Below are 15,270 nucleotides of genomic sequence, written 5' to 3' on the forward strand. Positions count from 1 at the left end.
CCTGCGACTTAGGTCATCCTGCAGCGGCTAGTTGCCGAACGCCCGCCACCAACTCCGTCAGCTGGGCGACGACCTCGCTGGACCGCTCGTAGTTGAGCATGTGCCCGGCTCCCGGGTAGATCAGCAGGTGGGCGTCGGGGAGGGCGCCCGCGATGACGCGCGCGTCGGCGACCGTGCACAGCCGGTCGCGGCCGCCCGCCATGACCACCGCGGGCACGCCCCGGTAGACCGGCAGCGCGTGGAGGCGTTCGTGCTCGTTGAGGGCGTTGCGGAACTCGACCATGTTGGCCGGGTTGCAGCGCCCGACCTGCGCGGCGGTGGCGGCGATGTGCTCGGGGACCGGGCGCTTGCCGAACACCAGCCAGCGGACGCCGGGGCGGGCGTAGCCGGTGCGGCGGCCCATCAGCCGGGGTCGGCGGAAGCGGGCGATGCGCAGGTTGACCAGCTTCTCGGCGAACAGCACCGGCGCGGCGACCCAGCGCGGCAGGCCGAGGGTCAGCCGGGACAGCCCGCCGGAGGTCGTGGCGACGAAGGCGACGCCTGCGACCCGGGAGGTCACCAGGTCGGGGTGCCGTTCGGCGAGGGCCATCAGCGTCATGCCGCCCAGCGAGTGGCCGCCGAGGACGAGCGGACCGGTGGGGGCGGTCGCGGCGATGACCTCCGCCAGGTCGTCGGCGACCCGGGCGATGGTGGCCGTCCCCTGTGGAGCGGAGCCGGAGGCGCCGTGGCCGCGCAGGTCGAACCGGACGACCCGGACACCGGTCAGGCCGTCGACGACCAGGTCCCACGAGGCGTGGTCCATCGTCCAGCCGTGGATGAGCACGACCGTGACCGGACCTTCGCCGCTCACGACAACGTTGAGTTCCACTCCGTCCGAAGTAGACACAGTGGACACAGCGGACGCAGTCCTGGTGGCGCTCATGCGGGCAGCAGCATCGAGCGGCGCCACAGGGCCATCCCGGGACCGCCGACCAGATCGGCCTCGTCCAGGAATTTCATGATCCGCTCGCCCCAGTAGCGGATGGTCTCCTGGAAGTGCGGGTTGTTCTTCGCCGCTTTCCACGCCTGCTTGGGGTCAAGCCCGACCGCCCGGTACACCTCGGGGTTCACCAGGCTCAGCGCGACGAAGTAGGAGACGAACGCGGTCAGCAGCCGGTGGTACTGGCGCGCGAGCCACCCCGCCTTGGCCATGCCCTGCACGACTTCCTGGCGCGCGAAGGTGACGTGCCGCGCCTCTTCGAGGACGTGGATGCGGTTGACCATCCGGATCAGCGGCTGGAGCGTGGAGTCGGCCATGTTCTCCCGCTGCATCCGGTCCAGCACCTCTTCGGCCACCAGGATCGCGGCGTACGCCGACGGGCCGCGACCGATCACCGGCAGCACCTTCGCCAGCTGCTTGACCCAGCCGCGCGGGCCGTAGGCGGGGACGCCGAAGCGCTTGCAGGCCTTGCCGAACATGGTCGAGTGTCGGCACTCGTCGGCGATCTCGGCGAGCATGTAGTGCACGTGGTCGGTGGTCGGGTCGTGCTTGTAGACCTGCTTGAGCAGCATCTGCATCAGCAGCACCTCGAAGAAGATCCCGGTGCTGGCGATGCTGGCGATCTCGTGCTTGCCGAGCTCGACGCGCTGCTGCGGGGTCAACCGCTCCCACAGCTCGGTGCCGTAGAGCGAGATCCGGTGCTCGGGGTGGAAGTGCAGGTCAGCCGGGATCTCGGCGTCCCAGTCGATATCGATGTCGGGGTCGTAGAACTTGTCCGCGGAGGACTTCAGCAAACGGCCCGCGGTCTTCTCCCGATCGGCTAACTTGGCAACCTGCGTCGCGCGGCTCATCGGTGAGTCACTCCTCTTACGCGGCGGTTCCGGCACGCGTAACTTCGGGTAACAGTTACTTCTGGTAGCATGAGTCGCATGGCTGACCGTGTCAAGCGCCACAGCCCCGGCGACACCGGGGCGGGCACCGGGGACGCGCGGCGGGACCGGTGGAAGTCGCACCGCGCCGCCCGGCGTGAGGAGTTCGTCGAGGCCGCGCTGCGCGCGCTCGCCGAACACGGCCCCGACCTGGGCATGGAGCACGTCGCCGCGGCTGCGGGGGTCACCAAGCCGGTGCTCTACCGGCACTTCACCGACAAGGCCGACCTGTTCGTCGCGCTCGGCCACCGCGGCACCGAGATCCTGTTCGAGCGGCTGATCCCGGCGATGAGCCGCGAGGAGGCCCCGCTGCCCAGGATCCGGCGCAGCCTCGACGCGTTCTTCTCCATCATCGAGGAGTACCCGAACCTGTACCGGTTGCTGGTCCGCAGCACCTTCGCCGACCGCAGGATCGACAACGACATCGTCGCCGAGGACAAGGAGGTCATCGCGAACGCGCTGGCCGCCCTGCTCGGGGACTACATGCGGGCCTACCAGATCGACTCCGGCGGCGCCGAGATCTGGGGCCACGGCATCGTCGGCATGGTGCAGAACGTCGGCGAGTGGTGGCTCGAACGCCGCACGATGAGCCGCGACGCGGTCGTCGAGTACCTCACCATGACCATCTGGGCCGCCATCGACGGCACCATGCGCGGCTACGGGGTCACCATCGACCCGCACAAGCCCTTGGAAATCAACAAACTCATCACACTGTCCACAGGCGACACCGCCGCGGGCTGAGGAGCGACCCATGGACGAGGACGGCTACCAGGGCGAGGCCACGCTGCTGGTCGGCGAGCGCGAGTTCGCCGTCGCGGTGGACCTGCGCGGGCACTTCCAGCCGATCGACGGCTACTACCGCTGGTACGGGCGGGTCGCGGCGGACGCCGAGCTGTCCTCGGCCGTCGCCGGGCGCAAGACCGCGGCCACGCTGCGCACGCCCCAGGGCGAGGCGGTCGGCGAGCTGTCGGACCCGGACCCCTGGGACCGGTACCGGATCATGGGGACCTCGACCCCGCCGTTCACGCTGCTCACCGAGCTGGACGTGCTGGACGCCTAGCCGAGCCAGGACTTCCAGGTGGGCAGGAGCGCGGCCAACAGGGCGTGCGGGTTCTCGATGGCCGGTGAGTGCGCGGCGCCCTCGACGGTGGCGTAGTCGGCCTGGAGGTGGTCGGCCATGTCCCGCTGGGTGGCCGCGGGCCAGGCGTCGTCCTGCGCGCCGCAGGCGACCAGGCACGGGGTCGAGGTGGCGCGGAGGGCGCGGGCCAGCTCCTGGACCAGGTCCGGTTCGGTGCGCAGGCCGTTGCCCATGCCGAGCAGGGCCTCCGGGCGGTTGCGCAGGAACCGCAGCCGCAGGAAGTCGCGGACCGCCTGGGTCTGCGCGAGCCAGCGCGGGTTGGCGGCGTTCATCACCTCGAGGCCGCGGTGCACCGCTGGGACGCCGTGCTCGCGCAGCAGCGACTCCCCCAGGTCGAGCACGTGACGGCGCGGCCCCTGCGGTAGCTCTGACGGACCGGTGCTGAGCAGCGTCAACCCAGCGATCTTGGCCCCGGCAAGCACCGCCCGACGCACGACGAGGCCGCCGTAAGAGTGGCCGAGCAGCAGCACCGGGCGATCTAGCCCGTCGATCAGGTCGGTGACCACGCCGCCAAGAGACTCAGGCAGGTACAGAGCCTCGTCGTCAGGCCCAGCCGAGTCCTGCTGGCCGGGCAGGTCTATCGCCACCGGGCTGAAACCGGCCCCCGCGATCTCGTCCAGCAGGGGCGCGAAGTCCTCCTTCGACCCCGTGTAGCCCGGCACGAGCAGCGCGTACGGCCCGCCCGTGTCCAGGCGCAAGGCCCCCACCGGACCGAACCGCGCGGCCAACTCGACCGGCTCAGCCGAGTGGCTGGTCAGCTGCGAGTGCATGCGGGCCAGTGTGCCCGCTCCGGCCGCACGGCGACCAGCGGTCAGGCGAGCGCCAACCGACTAGTGCAAGGCGACCAGGGTGGGGCCGCGCTGCTCCAGGACCATCGGGCCGATCGTGTTCATGGTGACCGGGCCGGTGTAGCCCTCGCGGTTGACCGGGATGGTGCCGATGCGGGCGCCATCGGCCTGGCTCAGGACGGCGAGGCCGTCGGGGACCGGGACCAGGACCCGCCCGGCGAACACCACACCGGGGCCGAGGGTGTCCGGGACCGTCCACAGGGGCCGCAGCTCGGTCGCCGACAACACGACCGTGCGCGAGCCCGTGTACCAGTAGAAGGCGCCGGTGGCGTTCGTGACCAGCGGGCTGCGGCCGGGGGCGTCGGTGGCCAGGTCGTTGGGGCCGAGGTCGACGTCGAAGGTGCCGGTGCGCTCGCCCTGCTGGTTGAACACGACGATGCGGCCCGGGTCGGCCAGCGCGACGGCGGTCAGGTCGTTGTTCATCGCGACGACCTGGGCACCGCGGCCGTCGAGGAGCTGGCTGGTGACCTCTTCCGGCTTCTCCCACTCGGCCGGGGAGGCGCGCAGCACGGTCAGCCGGTCGGTGTTCTCGTCCGGGCAGCTCTCGACCACCGCGACCTTGGCCGAGGCGGCCAGCACCGAGTGGTACTCGCAGCCGGTCCTCGGCTGCTTGTTCGGGTTGACCTGCGCCGGGACCTGGCCGTACTCGCCGGTCTTGACCAGGTCGGAGCGGATCGACACCAGCAGCCGCGACCCGGTCGCGGTCACGTAGTCCTGGCCGTCGAACAGGAAGCGGGAGCCCAGTTCGGCGTCCCAGTCGCGCTGGCCGACGTTGGTCTCGCCGTTGTCCTGGTTGTCGCGCACCCCGGTGGTCGGGTCGAGCGAGGTGACCGCGCTGCAGCCACCCGCCGACCTCGGGTCGGACGGCGGCAGGTCGTTGCCGGAGGTCCGGAACACCGAGACGATCTTGCTCCAGGCGGCGGTGATGCCGCACAGGTCGAGATCGCGCCGGTAGGTCCACCGGACCTCGCCCGTCTCCGGGTCACGGCCCGCGACCACGCCACCGTCACCGCTGACGACGGTGGACCCGGGCGCGCCGTTGCCCTGGTCGGGCTGCACGGTCGAGACCACCGGCTGCCAGGTGGCCGGGCTGTTGACCCGCCACGCCTCGCCGAGCGAGGGCGGGAACACCTCGGGCGGGTTGAGCACCGTGTACCTGCCCGTCGCCGGGTCGGACTCGGTGGCGGCGATGCCGCTGGTCTGCCACACCCCCACCCCGGAGCCGACCAGGGCGAGGACGATCAGCAGCAGCAGCGCCCAGTCGCGCTTGGTGTTGAACCCGTTGCGCGGGCCCCGCACGCGCGTGGCCGGGGCGTCCCCGGCCAGCACGTCCTCGTCGACCACGGCCGTCCGGCCGCCGGTCGACCCGTATCGCGGGTCCGGGTCCTGGTGCTCCCCGTCCCCGCCGTCCCTGGTCTCGCCGAGCGTCACGGGCGCTAGTCTGCCCCGCCCGGTGTGTCGCCCGCGTTGGCCCCGGCCTCACCGGCCGAATCGGCGCCACCGCGACGACGCCTGCGGCGGACCCTGGCGGGCTTGTCCGACTTCGACTCGGGCTCCGCGGCGGGCTCGGCCGAGACCTCGGCCGCCGAGAACTCGACCGCGGCGCCGTTCTCCTCGCCGATGTCCTTGCCGCCACGACGGCGACGGCGCCTGCGGGGCCTGCTGTCGTCGTCGCCACCCGGCTCGTCACCGGCCGGGCGGGCGGCGGCCTCGGACTTCGCCCTGCTCGCGCCGGTCGCGCGGACCCTGCGGGTCCGACCGGCACCCGCCCCGGCCCCGGCACCGGACCCGCGGCGCTTGCCGCCGAAGTCCTCCTCCGGCTCGGCGTCCAGCCCGGCCCTGGTGCGCATCCCGATCGGCAGCCTGCCGGTGGACCCGGCGGGGATGCCCAGGTCGCTGAACAGGTGCTCGGAGGTGGAGTAGGTCTCCACCGGCGCGGGCTTGTCCAGGCCGAGCGCGTCGCTGATGTCCTTCCAGCGCTTCTCCTCGTCCCAGTCGACCAGCGTGATCGCCACGCCGGTCTTGCCAGCGCGGCCGGTGCGGCCGATGCGGTGGACGTAGGTCTTCTCGTCCTCCGGGCACTGGTAGTTGATGACGTGCGTGACATCGGTCACATCGATGCCGCGCGCGGCGACGTCGGTGCAGACCAGCACGTCGACCTTGCCGGAGCGGAACGCGCGCAGCGCCTGCTCGCGGGCGCCCTGGCCGAGGTCGCCGTGCACCGCGCCCGCGGCGAACCCGCGCTCGGTCAGCTCGTCGGCCACCTTCTGCGCGGTCCGCTTGGTCCTGGTGAAGATCATCGTCAGGCCGCGGCCCTCGGCCTGCAGCGAGCGGGCGACGACCTCCACCTTGTCCAGCGAGTGCGCCCGGTAGACGAACTGCTCGGTGCGCTCGTGCACGGCGCTGGCGTCGTTCTCCTCGGCCCTGATGTGCGTCGGGCGGGTGAGGAAGGTGCGGGCCAGGGTGATGATCGGGCCGGGCATGGTCGCCGAGAACAGCATGGTCTGCCGCTGGTCGGGGACCATCCGCAGGATCCGCTCGATGTCGGGCAGGAAGCCCAGGTCGAGCATCTCGTCGGCCTCGTCGAGCACCAGGCCGCGGACCTTGCCCAGCACCAGGTGCTTCTGCTCGGCCAGGTCGAGCAGGCGGCCGGGGGTGCCGACCACGATGTCGACGCCCTTGCGCAGCGCGGCGACCTGCGGCTCGTACGGGCGGCCGCCGTAGATGGACAGCACCCGGATGCCCAGGTGCTTGCCCGCGTCGCGGATGTCGGCGGTGACCTGCAGGCACAGCTCGCGGGTCGGGACGACCACGAGCGCCTGCGGGGTGCCGTCACCGGGGGTGACGATGCGCTGCAGCAGCGGGACGCCGAAGCCCAGCGTCTTGCCGGTGCCGGTGCGCGCCTGGCCGATGAGGTCCTCACCGGCCAGTGCCAGCGGGAGGGTCAGCTCCTGGATGGCGAAGGTGCGCTCGATGCCCGCCTCGGCCAGCGCCCGCACGATCTCGGGCTTGACGTCGAGCTCGGCGAAGGTCGGCGCGGTCGGCTTGACCGGGGCGCCCGCGGTCAACGGGTGTGATGTGTCGCTCTCGGGCAGGCCTGCCTCGCTGTGCTCCAGCGTGACCGGGTCCAGCTCGTCGGATCGGGTGGCGGTGTCGCCGCCCCGGGTGTCGTCCTGCGTCAGGGTGATCAGCCTCTCTCATACCAGCGCGCACTGCCCTGGAGGGCCCTTCTCGACCGCGCCGGTCCCGCCCCGGTCCTGCGCGTCGGCGCGGCCCGGGTGGGGCGCGGGAGGGCCTGCGAGGTAGGCGCGCACCCTCTCACTCGGTCCCGCGGGCAGGGTGCCCGCGACGTTCCCCGAGGTCTTCGTAGTCGTCCGGCGCCACCCGCCCTGGGGCGGTGGCGAGCCAGGCGTCCTGGCGAGTCTACCCGCGAGAGCCGCCGGATACGCTGCCAACCATGGAGAACGCGGAGTCGGGAGTGTCCGGGAGCGCCTTGTCGGCAGGGGTCGTCGACCTGCTCGGCGTGCTCGCTTACGGGGAACTGTCGGCATTCGACCGGCTGTCCGAGGACGCCAGATCAGCCCCGACCGTGTCCGGGCGCGCCGCGCTCTCGGCGATGGCGGCCGCCGAAATGGGCCACTACGCCACGATCGAGAAGTACCTGGCCGCGCACGGCGTGCTGATCGAGGACGCGATCGCCCCGTTCATCGCCCACATCGACACCTGGCACGTCTCGACCGCCCCCCGGTCGTGGCTGGAGTCCCTGGTCAAGGCCTACGTGGGCGATGGGCTGGCCGCCGACCTGTACCGGGAGATCGCCGCCTGGCTCGACGAGGACACCCGGCTGCTGGTGCTCGCCGTGCTCGCCGACACCGGCCACTCGGCCTTCGCCGAGCGCGAGGTGACCGCCGCCATCGACCGGGACAGGACCGTCCGCGACCGCCTCGCGCTCTGGGGCAGGCGGCTGCTCGGCGAGGCCCTCACCCAGGCCCAGTACGTGGTCGCTGAGCGTGACGGCCTCTCCGAGCTGATCGTCGCCGGAACGGGTGACCTCGCGGGCATCGCCGCGCTGTTCCGCAGGCTCCAGCAGCAGCACGGCAAGCGGATGACCGCCCTGGGCCTCGGCTAGGTCCCCCGGGCGGGTCCCGGCTGGATTTCGCGGCGGGTGAACGCGCCCCTGCGCGCCCCGACCCCCGCACTCGACTAGCCTTGCCGACGAAGGTCTTTCCCAGATTCGATGCCCGGAGGTTCGGCGTGGAGGTCAAGGTCGGTGTCGCGGACACCGCGCGAGAGCTCGTGCTCAGCAGCTCGCAGACTCCCGACGAGGTCGAGGCCCTGGTCGCCGACGCCCTGCGGGACACCAACGGACAACTGGTCCTCCTGGACGACAAGGGCCGCCGCTTCGTCGTCCCCGCAGGCAGGGTCGCCTACGTGGAGATCGGCAGCGCGGACACGCGGAAGGTGGGCTTCGCACCCTGAGCCGCACTGAACCGGAGGCCGCTGTCCCGTGTGGACAGCGGCCTTTTCGTTGTCCACGACCACATCGGCCGCCGCGCTCGGGCGGTGACCGGCGACACAGGGCCCTTGGTCCCGGTCCACACGGGACCCGAGTACCGACTTCGGAACGCGACCAGGCGTTTCGCGTCTTGTTGAAATATTGACTGCCACCGTCGTGTCCCGGACGCGCCCCCGGCATCCGCCCCCCCCGGAGAACCGGCCACGGATGGCCGCGACCGAGTGAGGTGGACGATGGCAAGTACGCGCAGTGGGGTGATGTCGCGGTGGCTGGCCAACCGCCGCGTGGGGACGAAGGTGCTGGGCGCGGTCGGCGTGCTCGGTGTGGTCGCGGTGAGCGTGGGGACGCTCGCGATCATCCGGATGAGCGACATGAACGAGGCGTCCGACTCGCTCTACAGCAGCGGCCTGCTGCCGGTGCAGCGGATCTACGAGGCCAGGATCGACATGGCGGACACCCGCGAGGACCTGCTGAGCCACACCTCCTCGGACAGCCGGGAGAAGATGGCGGGCTACGAGCGCGCGATGCAAGCCGACGACGACGCGTTCAACGGCGAGATCGAGGCCTACACCGCGCTGAGCACGGTCCCCGAGTTGATCGCACCGCTGCGCGAGGCCTGGACCGCGTACCAGAAGGTCCGCGACGACCAGGTCGTGCCCGCGAGCAGGTCGAACGACACCGCGAAGGTGGAGTCACTGACCGACACCGTGCTGGAACCGTTGTCGGTCAAGGCCGAGGACGCCTTGGAGCGCATCGTCGAGGCGGAGATCAGGGGTGCCCGCACCCGGCAGGAGGCGACCGAGGCCAGCTACGCGTCGGCGCGCACCACGATCATCGTCGCACTGGCGGTCGGCATCACCCTCGCCGTCGCGATCAGCCTGTGGGTGTCGCGGGCGATCGTCGGCGGCGTGCGCCGCATCGGCGCGGTCGTGGCGGCTCTCGCGCACCGGGACCTCACCAGCACCGTCGGGCTGACCGGGCGCGACGAACTGGCCCGGATGGGGCGGGACCTGGACACCGCCGTCGGCACCGTGCGCGAGACGGTGCGGGAGATGGCCGGGACCGCGACCACGCTGTCCACCGCGGCCGCCGGGCTGTCCGCGGTCAGCGCCGAGCTGAACCGGGGCGCGGAGAAGACCTCCGAGCGGGCGGGCGTCGCCTCGGCAGCCGCGTCCCGGGTGAGCGCGAGCGTGCAGAGCCTGTCCACGGGGGCGGCGCAGATGACCACGTCGATCGCCGAGATCGCGGGCAGCGCCACCCAGGCGGCCGAGGTCGCGCAGGAGTCCATGCGGGCGGCGGCGGACACCGGGGAGCGGATCGAGAGCCTGCGCCAGGCCAGCGCCGAGATCGGCGAGGTGGTCAAGCTGATCACCAGCATCGCCGAGCAGACCAACCTGCTCGCGCTCAACGCCACCATCGAGGCGGCCCGCGCCGGGTCGGCGGGCGCCGGGTTCGCCGTCGTCGCCGGTGAGGTCAAGGACCTCGCCCACGAGACGGCCCGCGCCACCGAGCAGATCGCCGAGCGGGTCACGGCCATCCAGACCGGGACCGGCGAGGCGGCGTTCGCGGTGCGGCGCATCCAGGAGGTCGTCGCGCAGATCACCGACCACGCCACGACCGTGGCCTCCGCGGTGGAGGAGCAGTCGGCGACGACCTCGGAGATGACCAGGTCGATCGGCGAGGTCGCGCTGTGCGGCGAGGAGCTGACCAGCAGCTTCACCGAGGTGGCCGCGGTCACCGCGGCGACCTCCGAGAGTTCGCGGGCCAGCCAGGGCGCCGCCGAGGACCTGTCGCGGCTCGCGGCCAAGCTGACCTCGCTCGTCGACGTCTTCGACCACTGACCGCACCGAGCACCGGAGACGACCATGGACATCCACACCACGCACCACGACCGGCGGACCCCGTTCGACGGCGGGCTTGGCTGGACACCGACCGGCGTCCTGGCCGGGGTGGCGGCGGGCAGCGGCCGCGACGACCACCAGGCCGAGATCGCCAGGTATGACCTCGGCAACCCCGAACTGCTCGCCCACCTCGACGCCGCCGCCGCCCGCGCGGTGACCGCGCTCGCCGCCCGCGCGAGCCTGATCTCGGTCGTGGTCGACACCGCGGCGCGCGTACTGGCCGCGGCCGGACCGATCACGGACGTGGTCGGCCCCCCGGCGGCGGACCTGTGCGCCCGAGTCGTCGAGATCGGGTCGCACTCGGTGGTCGACCGCGCCCACAGCTGCCTGGGCGTTCCGTTGCGCTCACCCTGGGGGCACGTGCTGGGAGCCTTCTGCGTCGTCGACACCGGCGCGCGGGAGTTCGGCGACGCGGAACTGGACTGGCTGACCCGGGCGGCGGGCAACGCCGCCACGGTTCTCCAGTTCTACCGCGACGCCCGGTGAACCCGTCCTGTGCGGAACGGGTTTCCGCACAGGACGACCACTCCGGCCGTCGCGCCGGTCAGGCCCACCAGAAGAACCAGATGGCGGTGCCGGTGGCGATGGCGACGATGAGGATGGAGAGGGCGGCTTGGGGGCCGGTTTTGCGGTCGGCGAAGTGCTGGGCCAGTAGGGCCGCCGCGGCGGTGGCGAAGTGGCCCAGGAGGACGGCGATGCCGGGGCCGGGGAGGCCGCGGACCCAGGCGATCACCTGGAGGGCCAGGACCACCACGGCCAGACCTGCGAGGCCGATCGCCAGGGCGCCCGAGGTTTCGCGCCAGAAGCCGGAGCGGGCGCGGGTTCTGGGGAGCTCGACGGTGGCGTCGTCGGGGGTGGTCACGGGGACAGCATCGCCCATGGGTCGATGGCCGGTCCAGCGGCCTGGCCCTCGGCGCAGTTGCGGCGGAAGTCGCACCAGGAGCACTGGCGGCCGGGGTTGGGCGGGAAGAGGACCTCGGGGTCGCCGCCCGCCTTGTGGGTGTCGATGGCGAGCTGGAACTCGTCGGCGGCTTCCTCGGCGCGGGTGAGGTGGCGGGCCAGGGAGTCCTCGGTGTGGTCCCACGCGGCGACGGTGCCGGTGGGCAGGTGGTGCAGTTCGACCCGGGTGCACGGGCGGCGCAGGGTGCGGCGGGCGGCGAGGACGTAGAGCGCCAGCGCCTGCGATCCCCTGGCGTCGTCGGTGCTCAGCGCGTGCCGCCCGGTCTTGTAGTCGACGATCACCAGTTCGCCCGCGCGCTGGTCGATGCGGTCGACGCGGCCCTCGGCGACGATGGTGCCGACCGGCGCGGACACCCAGCGCTCCAGGCCGACCGGGTCGTCGGTGACGTCGGTTTCCTTGACGTAGTCGTGCACCCACCCCGCTGCGCGCCCGCGGAACTCCGCGGCCTGCTTGGGATCGGCGAACCCGTCGTCCTTCCAGTGCGTGCCGACCAAGGCGGCGGCGCTGTCGGGTGTGCGGCGCTCGACAGGGAGGTCGAACAAGGCCTTGAGCGCGTTGTGCACGACGGCGCCCATGGTGCTGTGCGCCCACGGACCCCCGCGCGGCGGCGTCGGGCGGTCCACGTAAGCCATCCGGAACCGGCGCCTGCAGTCGTTCCACACCCCGAGCCGGGACGGGGTCACCTTGATGAGTTTGCGCGGCATGCTGTCGAATCCGAGTTGGCCGTCCTGCACGAGGTACAAGGTACGCACCGGCACCGACAACTCCGGCGCCGGGCAGAATCGGCGGCGTGGAAATCTGGCACAACCCGCGGTGCTCCAAGTCGCGCACCGCCCTGGCCGCGCTCGACGCCGCCGCACCCGGGCACACCGTCCGCCGCTACCTCGACGAGCCGCCGACGGCCGCGGAGTTGGACGAGGTGCTGACCAGGCTCGACCTCCAGCCGTGGGAGATCACCCGGCTGAAAGAGCCGGTGGCGAAGGAACTCGGCCTCGCGGGCAAGCCGAAGGACCGCGCGGCGTGGATCGCGGTGCTGGTGGCGAACCCGGTGCTCATCGAGCGGCCGATCATCGTCACCGACGACGGGCGGGCCTACCTCGCGCGCACCCAGGAAGCGATCGACGCGGCGCTCAGCTAGAGCCCTCGATGAACCCGCGCACCGAGTTGGCGATGAGCTGCACCGCGATCGCGGCCAGCAGCAGACCGGCGATCTTGGCCAGCAGGGTGATGCCGCTGTCCTTGATCAGCCGGATCACCGCGCCGGAGAAGCGCAGGCACAGGTAGAGGATCAGGTGCACGGCCAGGATTGCCAGGCCCAGAGCCACGTAGGACGCCACGTGCCCGCCTGCGCCGCGGACGAACACTATGGTCGCCGCGATGGCACCCGGGCCTGCCAGCAGCGGCGTGCCCAGCGGCACCAGGGCCACGTTCACGTCCTCGACCGCTTCCGGCTCGGTGCTGTTCTTGCCGGTCAACAGGTCGAGCGCGATCAGCAGGAGCAGCAACCCACCCGCGCCCTGCAGCGCCGGGATGCCGATGCCCAGGTAGCGCAAGATCGCCTCGCCGCTGATCGCGAACAGGCTGATCACCATGAGCGACACCAGCACCGCCTGGCGCGCGGCGCGGTTGCGGGTCTGCCGGGTCTTGCGGCCGGTGAGGCTCAGGAACACCGGGACGGTGCCCGGCGGGTCCATGATCACGACCAGGGTGATGGTCGCCTCGGCGAACAGCGCGGCGTCGAAGAACGCCATCAGGCACCCACCAACAACCCGGAACCGGACGCGCGCGCGACGATCTCGTCGAGCATCTCCGGCGCGGTCGTCCTGGCGCCGAGCCGGATGGTCTTGTTGGTGCCGTGGTAATCACTCGAACCGGTGACGATGAGGTCGTGCCGGTCGGCGATCGCGCGCAGCCGGGCCCGCGAGTCGTCGTCGTGGTCGGGGTGGTCGACTTCGAGGCCGTCCAGCCCGGCGTCGACCAGGTCGACGACCACGTCGGCGCTGATCGTCGGACCGCGCTGGTGGGCGAACCCGTGCGCCAGGACGGTGACCCCACCGGCGGCCTTGACCATGTCGATGGCCTCGCGCACCGGGGTCTTGCTGCTGGGCACGTAGTAGCCGTTGCGGCCGTGCAGCAGCTCCGTGAACGCCTCGTTGACCGAGCCGACCACCCCGGCCCTGACCAGGGCCTGCGCGAGGTGCGGGCGGCCTGCTGGGGCGTCGGGCGGCAGGTCGCCGAGGAGGGTGTCGGGGTCGACGGGGTAGCCGTCCGCGGCCATCCGCTCGGCCATCGTGCGCAGGCGGCTGCGTCGTTCGGCCCGCGTGCGGGCGTACTCCCGGACCACGGTCTCAGCGTGCGGGTCGAACAGGTAGGCCAGCAAGTGGATCGTGCACTGCCCGCCGCGGCCGTCCTCGGACGCGCAGGTCAGCTCCGCCCCCCGGACCAGGCCGAGGCCGGGCGGCAGCGCGGCGGCCGCCTCGGCCCAGCCCGCGGTGGTGTCGTGGTCGGTGATCGCCAGCGTGTCGAGCCCGGCGCGCGCGGCGGCGGCGACGAGCCCGGCGGGGCTGTCGGTGCCGTCGGAGGCGGTGGAGTGGCAGTGGAGGTCGATCCGCACCGACCCAGTGTTCCCGATGACCCAGGTCACCGGCGTGGTGGGCGGCGCGGGCCGCTCAGCCGACCGGCTTGCGGGCCTTGCGGGTACCGCGGGCCAACCGCTGCGCCTTGATCATCGAGAACCGCTCGGCCTGGGCCTTCTTGTCGCCGAAGACCAGTTCCGAGATGGCGTCGTAGACCTGCTCCGGCCGGGGCAGGAACTCGATGTTGTTCAGCGCCTGGATCTGACCGGCGGACTCGACGACCATCGTGCCGTAGCCGAAGACCCGCCCGGTCGCGGTGCGCTTGTAGGTGAGGTCGGTGACCTTGCTGATCGGCATCATGAGCACCCGGGTGGTGAACACCCCGGTGGTCATCATGAACCGCTTGTCGGTGACCACGATCCGCTCCACCCACCACTCGATCACCTGGTAGGTGAAGCGGAGCACGACGACGAGCGCGACGTACCAGAGGATGTTCTGCACCAGCCACGCCTGCGGCGGCAGCAGGTACGAGACCATCACGCACACCGCGAGCAGGGCGACGGCCTCGAACACCTGCCACGCCAGGCTCGCCCAGTGCCTGCGAACGCGGATGACCCGGCGCTCGGAGTCGAGCAGGTACTCGTCAGGGTCCCTGGGCGCGAACATGCTCCGACGCTACTTCGTCTCAGCTCTGGAAGACAGTGCGGACGAAGGTGATCACCGCTTCGGCCCCCTCGCGGAGGCTGGTGAGGATGGAGTTCACGATCCCCGCGGACTGGACCGGCTGCGTCACCAGGAAGAAGACGAGCAAAGCGGCCCCAGTGATGATCAAGATCTTCTTGATGTCCACTGTGATCTACCCCGTTCCGTACGCACCCTGCATGGCGCCTGTTGAAAACCGTTGTACCGCACTCGGCGGCGCTAAGGGAGAGTAGTCAAGCTCTTGGGGCAACGCGGAGCGTGATCACCCGGCGATCGCTACTCTGCGTCGTCATGAGGGGAGATCACATTAGGAGGATCAGGTGCGTCGGCGGCCTCGTCCGTGATGAGCGCGATCGGCTGCTGCTGATCCGCCGCGGCCGCGAGCCCGGCGCCGGGCTGTGGTCGATCCCAGGTGGGAAGGTCGAGCCAGGTGAGTCCGACCCCGAGGCACTGACGCGGGAGGTGGCCGAGGAGACCGGTCTGGCCGTCGTGGTCGGCGACCTGGTGGGCACCGTGGAGCGACCCGCGCCGGATGGGCTGTTCGAGATCCACGACTACCGCTGCACCGTCACCGGGGGTGATCTTTCGCCGGGTGACGACGCCGATGCGGCCACCTGGGTGGATCTTGCGATGTTCACCACATTGGATGGCCGTAATGCCCTGGTGGCAGGCCTTTCCGAGACCTTGGCCGGGTGGGGTGAGCTGCCGCGATGACGGGAA

At 71.6% G+C, this 15,270-nt stretch carries 19 protein-coding genes; 8 read left to right on the plus strand and 11 right to left on the minus strand.

Annotation, left to right across the window (positions count from 1 at the left end):
- Positions 1 to 13: 13 nt before the first annotated feature.
- Both BMY07_RS28185 and BMY07_RS28190 read right to left on the minus strand, forming a co-directional pair.
- Positions 14 to 922: an alpha/beta fold hydrolase gene (locus BMY07_RS28185; RefSeq protein ID WP_092785351.1), complete on the minus strand. Its 909-nt coding sequence runs from the start codon at positions 920 to 922 to the stop codon at positions 14 to 16.
- On the minus strand, positions 919 to 1,830 hold the full coding sequence (locus tag BMY07_RS28190) for an AurF N-oxygenase family protein (RefSeq protein WP_092785353.1): 912 nt from the start codon (positions 1,828 to 1,830) through the stop codon (positions 919 to 921). The genes BMY07_RS28185 and BMY07_RS28190 overlap by 4 nt, the downstream gene beginning before the upstream one ends.
- A 69-nt stretch (positions 1,831 to 1,899) precedes the next feature.
- Here BMY07_RS28190 and BMY07_RS28195 point away from each other — a divergent pair, with 69 nt between their 5' ends.
- Both BMY07_RS28195 and BMY07_RS28200 read left to right on the plus strand, forming a co-directional pair.
- On the plus strand, positions 1,900 to 2,649 hold the full coding sequence (locus tag BMY07_RS28195; protein ID WP_092785355.1) for a TetR/AcrR family transcriptional regulator: 750 nt from the start codon (positions 1,900 to 1,902) through the stop codon (positions 2,647 to 2,649).
- 10 nt (positions 2,650 to 2,659) lie between these two features.
- Positions 2,660 to 2,968, plus strand: a complete 309-nt coding sequence (locus BMY07_RS28200) for a DUF4873 domain-containing protein (protein ID WP_092785357.1) — start codon at positions 2,660 to 2,662, stop codon at positions 2,966 to 2,968.
- Here the strand turns inward: BMY07_RS28200 and BMY07_RS28205 are convergent.
- From BMY07_RS28205 to BMY07_RS28215, 3 genes are read right to left on the minus strand one after another with little or no spacing between them, the layout of a single operon-like run.
- Positions 2,965 to 3,816 (minus strand): alpha/beta fold hydrolase, encoded by an 852-nt coding sequence (locus BMY07_RS28205; protein ID WP_092785359.1) that lies wholly within the window; start codon positions 3,814 to 3,816, stop codon positions 2,965 to 2,967. The two genes, BMY07_RS28200 and BMY07_RS28205, sit on opposite strands and share 4 nt — an antisense overlap.
- A gap of 60 nt (positions 3,817 to 3,876) precedes the next feature.
- The gene (locus tag BMY07_RS28210; RefSeq protein WP_092785361.1) at positions 3,877 to 5,325 is read right to left on the minus strand and encodes an Rv3212 family protein; all 1,449 of its coding nucleotides are present in this window, start codon (positions 5,323 to 5,325) and stop codon (positions 3,877 to 3,879) included.
- Between the two features lie 5 nt (positions 5,326 to 5,330).
- Entirely contained in the window at positions 5,331 to 6,962 is a 1,632-nt protein-coding gene (locus BMY07_RS28215) for a DEAD/DEAH box helicase (protein WP_483860467.1), read from the minus strand.
- Between the two features lie 389 nt (positions 6,963 to 7,351).
- On the opposite strand from BMY07_RS28215, the gene BMY07_RS28220 reads away from it, so the two are divergent.
- From BMY07_RS28220 to BMY07_RS28235, 4 genes are all read left to right on the plus strand, one after another.
- On the plus strand, positions 7,352 to 8,023 hold the full coding sequence (locus BMY07_RS28220; protein WP_092785365.1) for a ferritin-like fold-containing protein: 672 nt from the start codon (positions 7,352 to 7,354) through the stop codon (positions 8,021 to 8,023).
- Positions 8,024 to 8,148: 125 nt separating this feature from the next.
- The gene (locus tag BMY07_RS28225) at positions 8,149 to 8,373 is read left to right on the plus strand and encodes a DUF3107 domain-containing protein (RefSeq protein WP_092785367.1); all 225 of its coding nucleotides are present in this window, start codon (positions 8,149 to 8,151) and stop codon (positions 8,371 to 8,373) included.
- 270 nt (positions 8,374 to 8,643) lie between these two features.
- On the plus strand, positions 8,644 to 10,251 hold the full coding sequence (locus BMY07_RS28230; protein ID WP_092785369.1) for a methyl-accepting chemotaxis protein: 1,608 nt from the start codon (positions 8,644 to 8,646) through the stop codon (positions 10,249 to 10,251).
- Positions 10,252 to 10,275: 24 nt separating this feature from the next.
- Positions 10,276 to 10,797 (plus strand): GAF domain-containing protein, encoded by a 522-nt coding sequence (locus BMY07_RS28235; RefSeq protein WP_092785371.1) that lies wholly within the window; start codon positions 10,276 to 10,278, stop codon positions 10,795 to 10,797.
- Positions 10,798 to 10,855: 58 nt separating this feature from the next.
- Here the strand turns inward: BMY07_RS28235 and BMY07_RS28240 are convergent, their stop codons facing one another.
- Both BMY07_RS28240 and BMY07_RS28245 read right to left on the minus strand, forming a co-directional pair.
- Positions 10,856 to 11,173: a hypothetical protein gene (locus tag BMY07_RS28240; protein WP_092785373.1), complete on the minus strand. Its 318-nt coding sequence runs from the start codon at positions 11,171 to 11,173 to the stop codon at positions 10,856 to 10,858.
- Entirely contained in the window at positions 11,170 to 11,976 is an 807-nt protein-coding gene (locus BMY07_RS28245; RefSeq protein WP_092785589.1) for a RecB family exonuclease, read from the minus strand. The genes BMY07_RS28240 and BMY07_RS28245 overlap by 4 nt, the downstream gene beginning before the upstream one ends.
- 86 nt (positions 11,977 to 12,062) lie before the next feature.
- On the opposite strand from BMY07_RS28245, the gene BMY07_RS28250 reads away from it, so the two are divergent.
- Positions 12,063 to 12,410 (plus strand): ArsC/Spx/MgsR family protein, encoded by a 348-nt coding sequence (locus tag BMY07_RS28250; protein ID WP_092785375.1) that lies wholly within the window; start codon positions 12,063 to 12,065, stop codon positions 12,408 to 12,410.
- Here BMY07_RS28250 and BMY07_RS28255 read toward each other — a convergent pair.
- From BMY07_RS28255 to BMY07_RS34610, 4 genes are read right to left on the minus strand one after another with little or no spacing between them, the layout of a single operon-like run.
- The gene (locus BMY07_RS28255; protein WP_092785377.1) at positions 12,403 to 13,023 is read right to left on the minus strand and encodes a MarC family protein; all 621 of its coding nucleotides are present in this window, start codon (positions 13,021 to 13,023) and stop codon (positions 12,403 to 12,405) included. The two genes, BMY07_RS28250 and BMY07_RS28255, sit on opposite strands and share 8 nt — an antisense overlap.
- Positions 13,023 to 13,886: a PHP domain-containing protein gene (locus tag BMY07_RS28260; protein WP_092785591.1), complete on the minus strand. Its 864-nt coding sequence runs from the start codon at positions 13,884 to 13,886 to the stop codon at positions 13,023 to 13,025. Before BMY07_RS28260 ends, BMY07_RS28255 begins: the two co-directional genes overlap by 1 nt.
- A 55-nt stretch (positions 13,887 to 13,941) precedes the next feature.
- A complete protein-coding gene (locus tag BMY07_RS28265; RefSeq protein ID WP_092785379.1) occupies positions 13,942 to 14,514 on the minus strand; it encodes a PH domain-containing protein in 573 nt (190 codons plus the stop codon).
- 19 nt (positions 14,515 to 14,533) lie between these two features.
- A complete protein-coding gene (locus BMY07_RS34610) occupies positions 14,534 to 14,698 on the minus strand; it encodes a hypothetical protein (protein ID WP_169735350.1) in 165 nt (54 codons plus the stop codon).
- Between the two features lie 143 nt (positions 14,699 to 14,841).
- Between BMY07_RS34610 and BMY07_RS28270 the strand changes: the two genes are divergently transcribed.
- Positions 14,842 to 15,264: an NUDIX hydrolase gene (locus BMY07_RS28270; protein ID WP_092785381.1), complete on the plus strand. Its 423-nt coding sequence runs from the start codon at positions 14,842 to 14,844 to the stop codon at positions 15,262 to 15,264.
- Positions 15,265 to 15,270: the final 6 nt, after the last annotated feature.

The organism is Actinokineospora terrae (assembly GCF_900111175.1).
In the GTDB taxonomy this organism is placed as follows: domain Bacteria; phylum Actinomycetota; class Actinomycetes; order Mycobacteriales; family Pseudonocardiaceae; genus Actinokineospora; species Actinokineospora terrae.

Bases quoted from the DNA above. Each gene is read 5' to 3' on its own strand.
- BMY07_RS28270 (WP_092785381.1), top strand. From the start codon at position 14,842: ATGAGGGGAGATCACATTAGGAGGATCAGGTGCGTCGGCGGCCTCGTC.
- BMY07_RS28200 (WP_092785357.1), top strand. From the start codon at position 2,660: ATGGACGAGGACGGCTACCAGGGCGAGGCCACGCTGCTGGTCGGCGAG.
- BMY07_RS28230 (WP_092785369.1), top strand. From the start codon at position 8,644: ATGGCAAGTACGCGCAGTGGGGTGATGTCGCGGTGGCTGGCCAACCGC.
- BMY07_RS28185 (WP_092785351.1), bottom strand. From the start codon at position 922: ATGAGCGCCACCAGGACTGCGTCCGCTGTGTCCACTGTGTCTACTTCG.
- BMY07_RS28245 (WP_092785589.1), bottom strand. From the start codon at position 11,976: ATGCCGCGCAAACTCATCAAGGTGACCCCGTCCCGGCTCGGGGTGTGG.
- BMY07_RS28235 (WP_092785371.1), top strand. From the start codon at position 10,276: ATGGACATCCACACCACGCACCACGACCGGCGGACCCCGTTCGACGGC.
- BMY07_RS28190 (WP_092785353.1), bottom strand. From the start codon at position 1,830: ATGAGCCGCGCGACGCAGGTTGCCAAGTTAGCCGATCGGGAGAAGACC.
- BMY07_RS28195 (WP_092785355.1), top strand. From the start codon at position 1,900: ATGAGTCGCATGGCTGACCGTGTCAAGCGCCACAGCCCCGGCGACACC.
- BMY07_RS28220 (WP_092785365.1), top strand. From the start codon at position 7,352: ATGGAGAACGCGGAGTCGGGAGTGTCCGGGAGCGCCTTGTCGGCAGGG.
- BMY07_RS28265 (WP_092785379.1), bottom strand. From the start codon at position 14,514: ATGTTCGCGCCCAGGGACCCTGACGAGTACCTGCTCGACTCCGAGCGC.
- BMY07_RS28255 (WP_092785377.1), bottom strand. From the start codon at position 13,023: ATGGCGTTCTTCGACGCCGCGCTGTTCGCCGAGGCGACCATCACCCTG.
- BMY07_RS28205 (WP_092785359.1), bottom strand. From the start codon at position 3,816: ATGCACTCGCAGCTGACCAGCCACTCGGCTGAGCCGGTCGAGTTGGCC.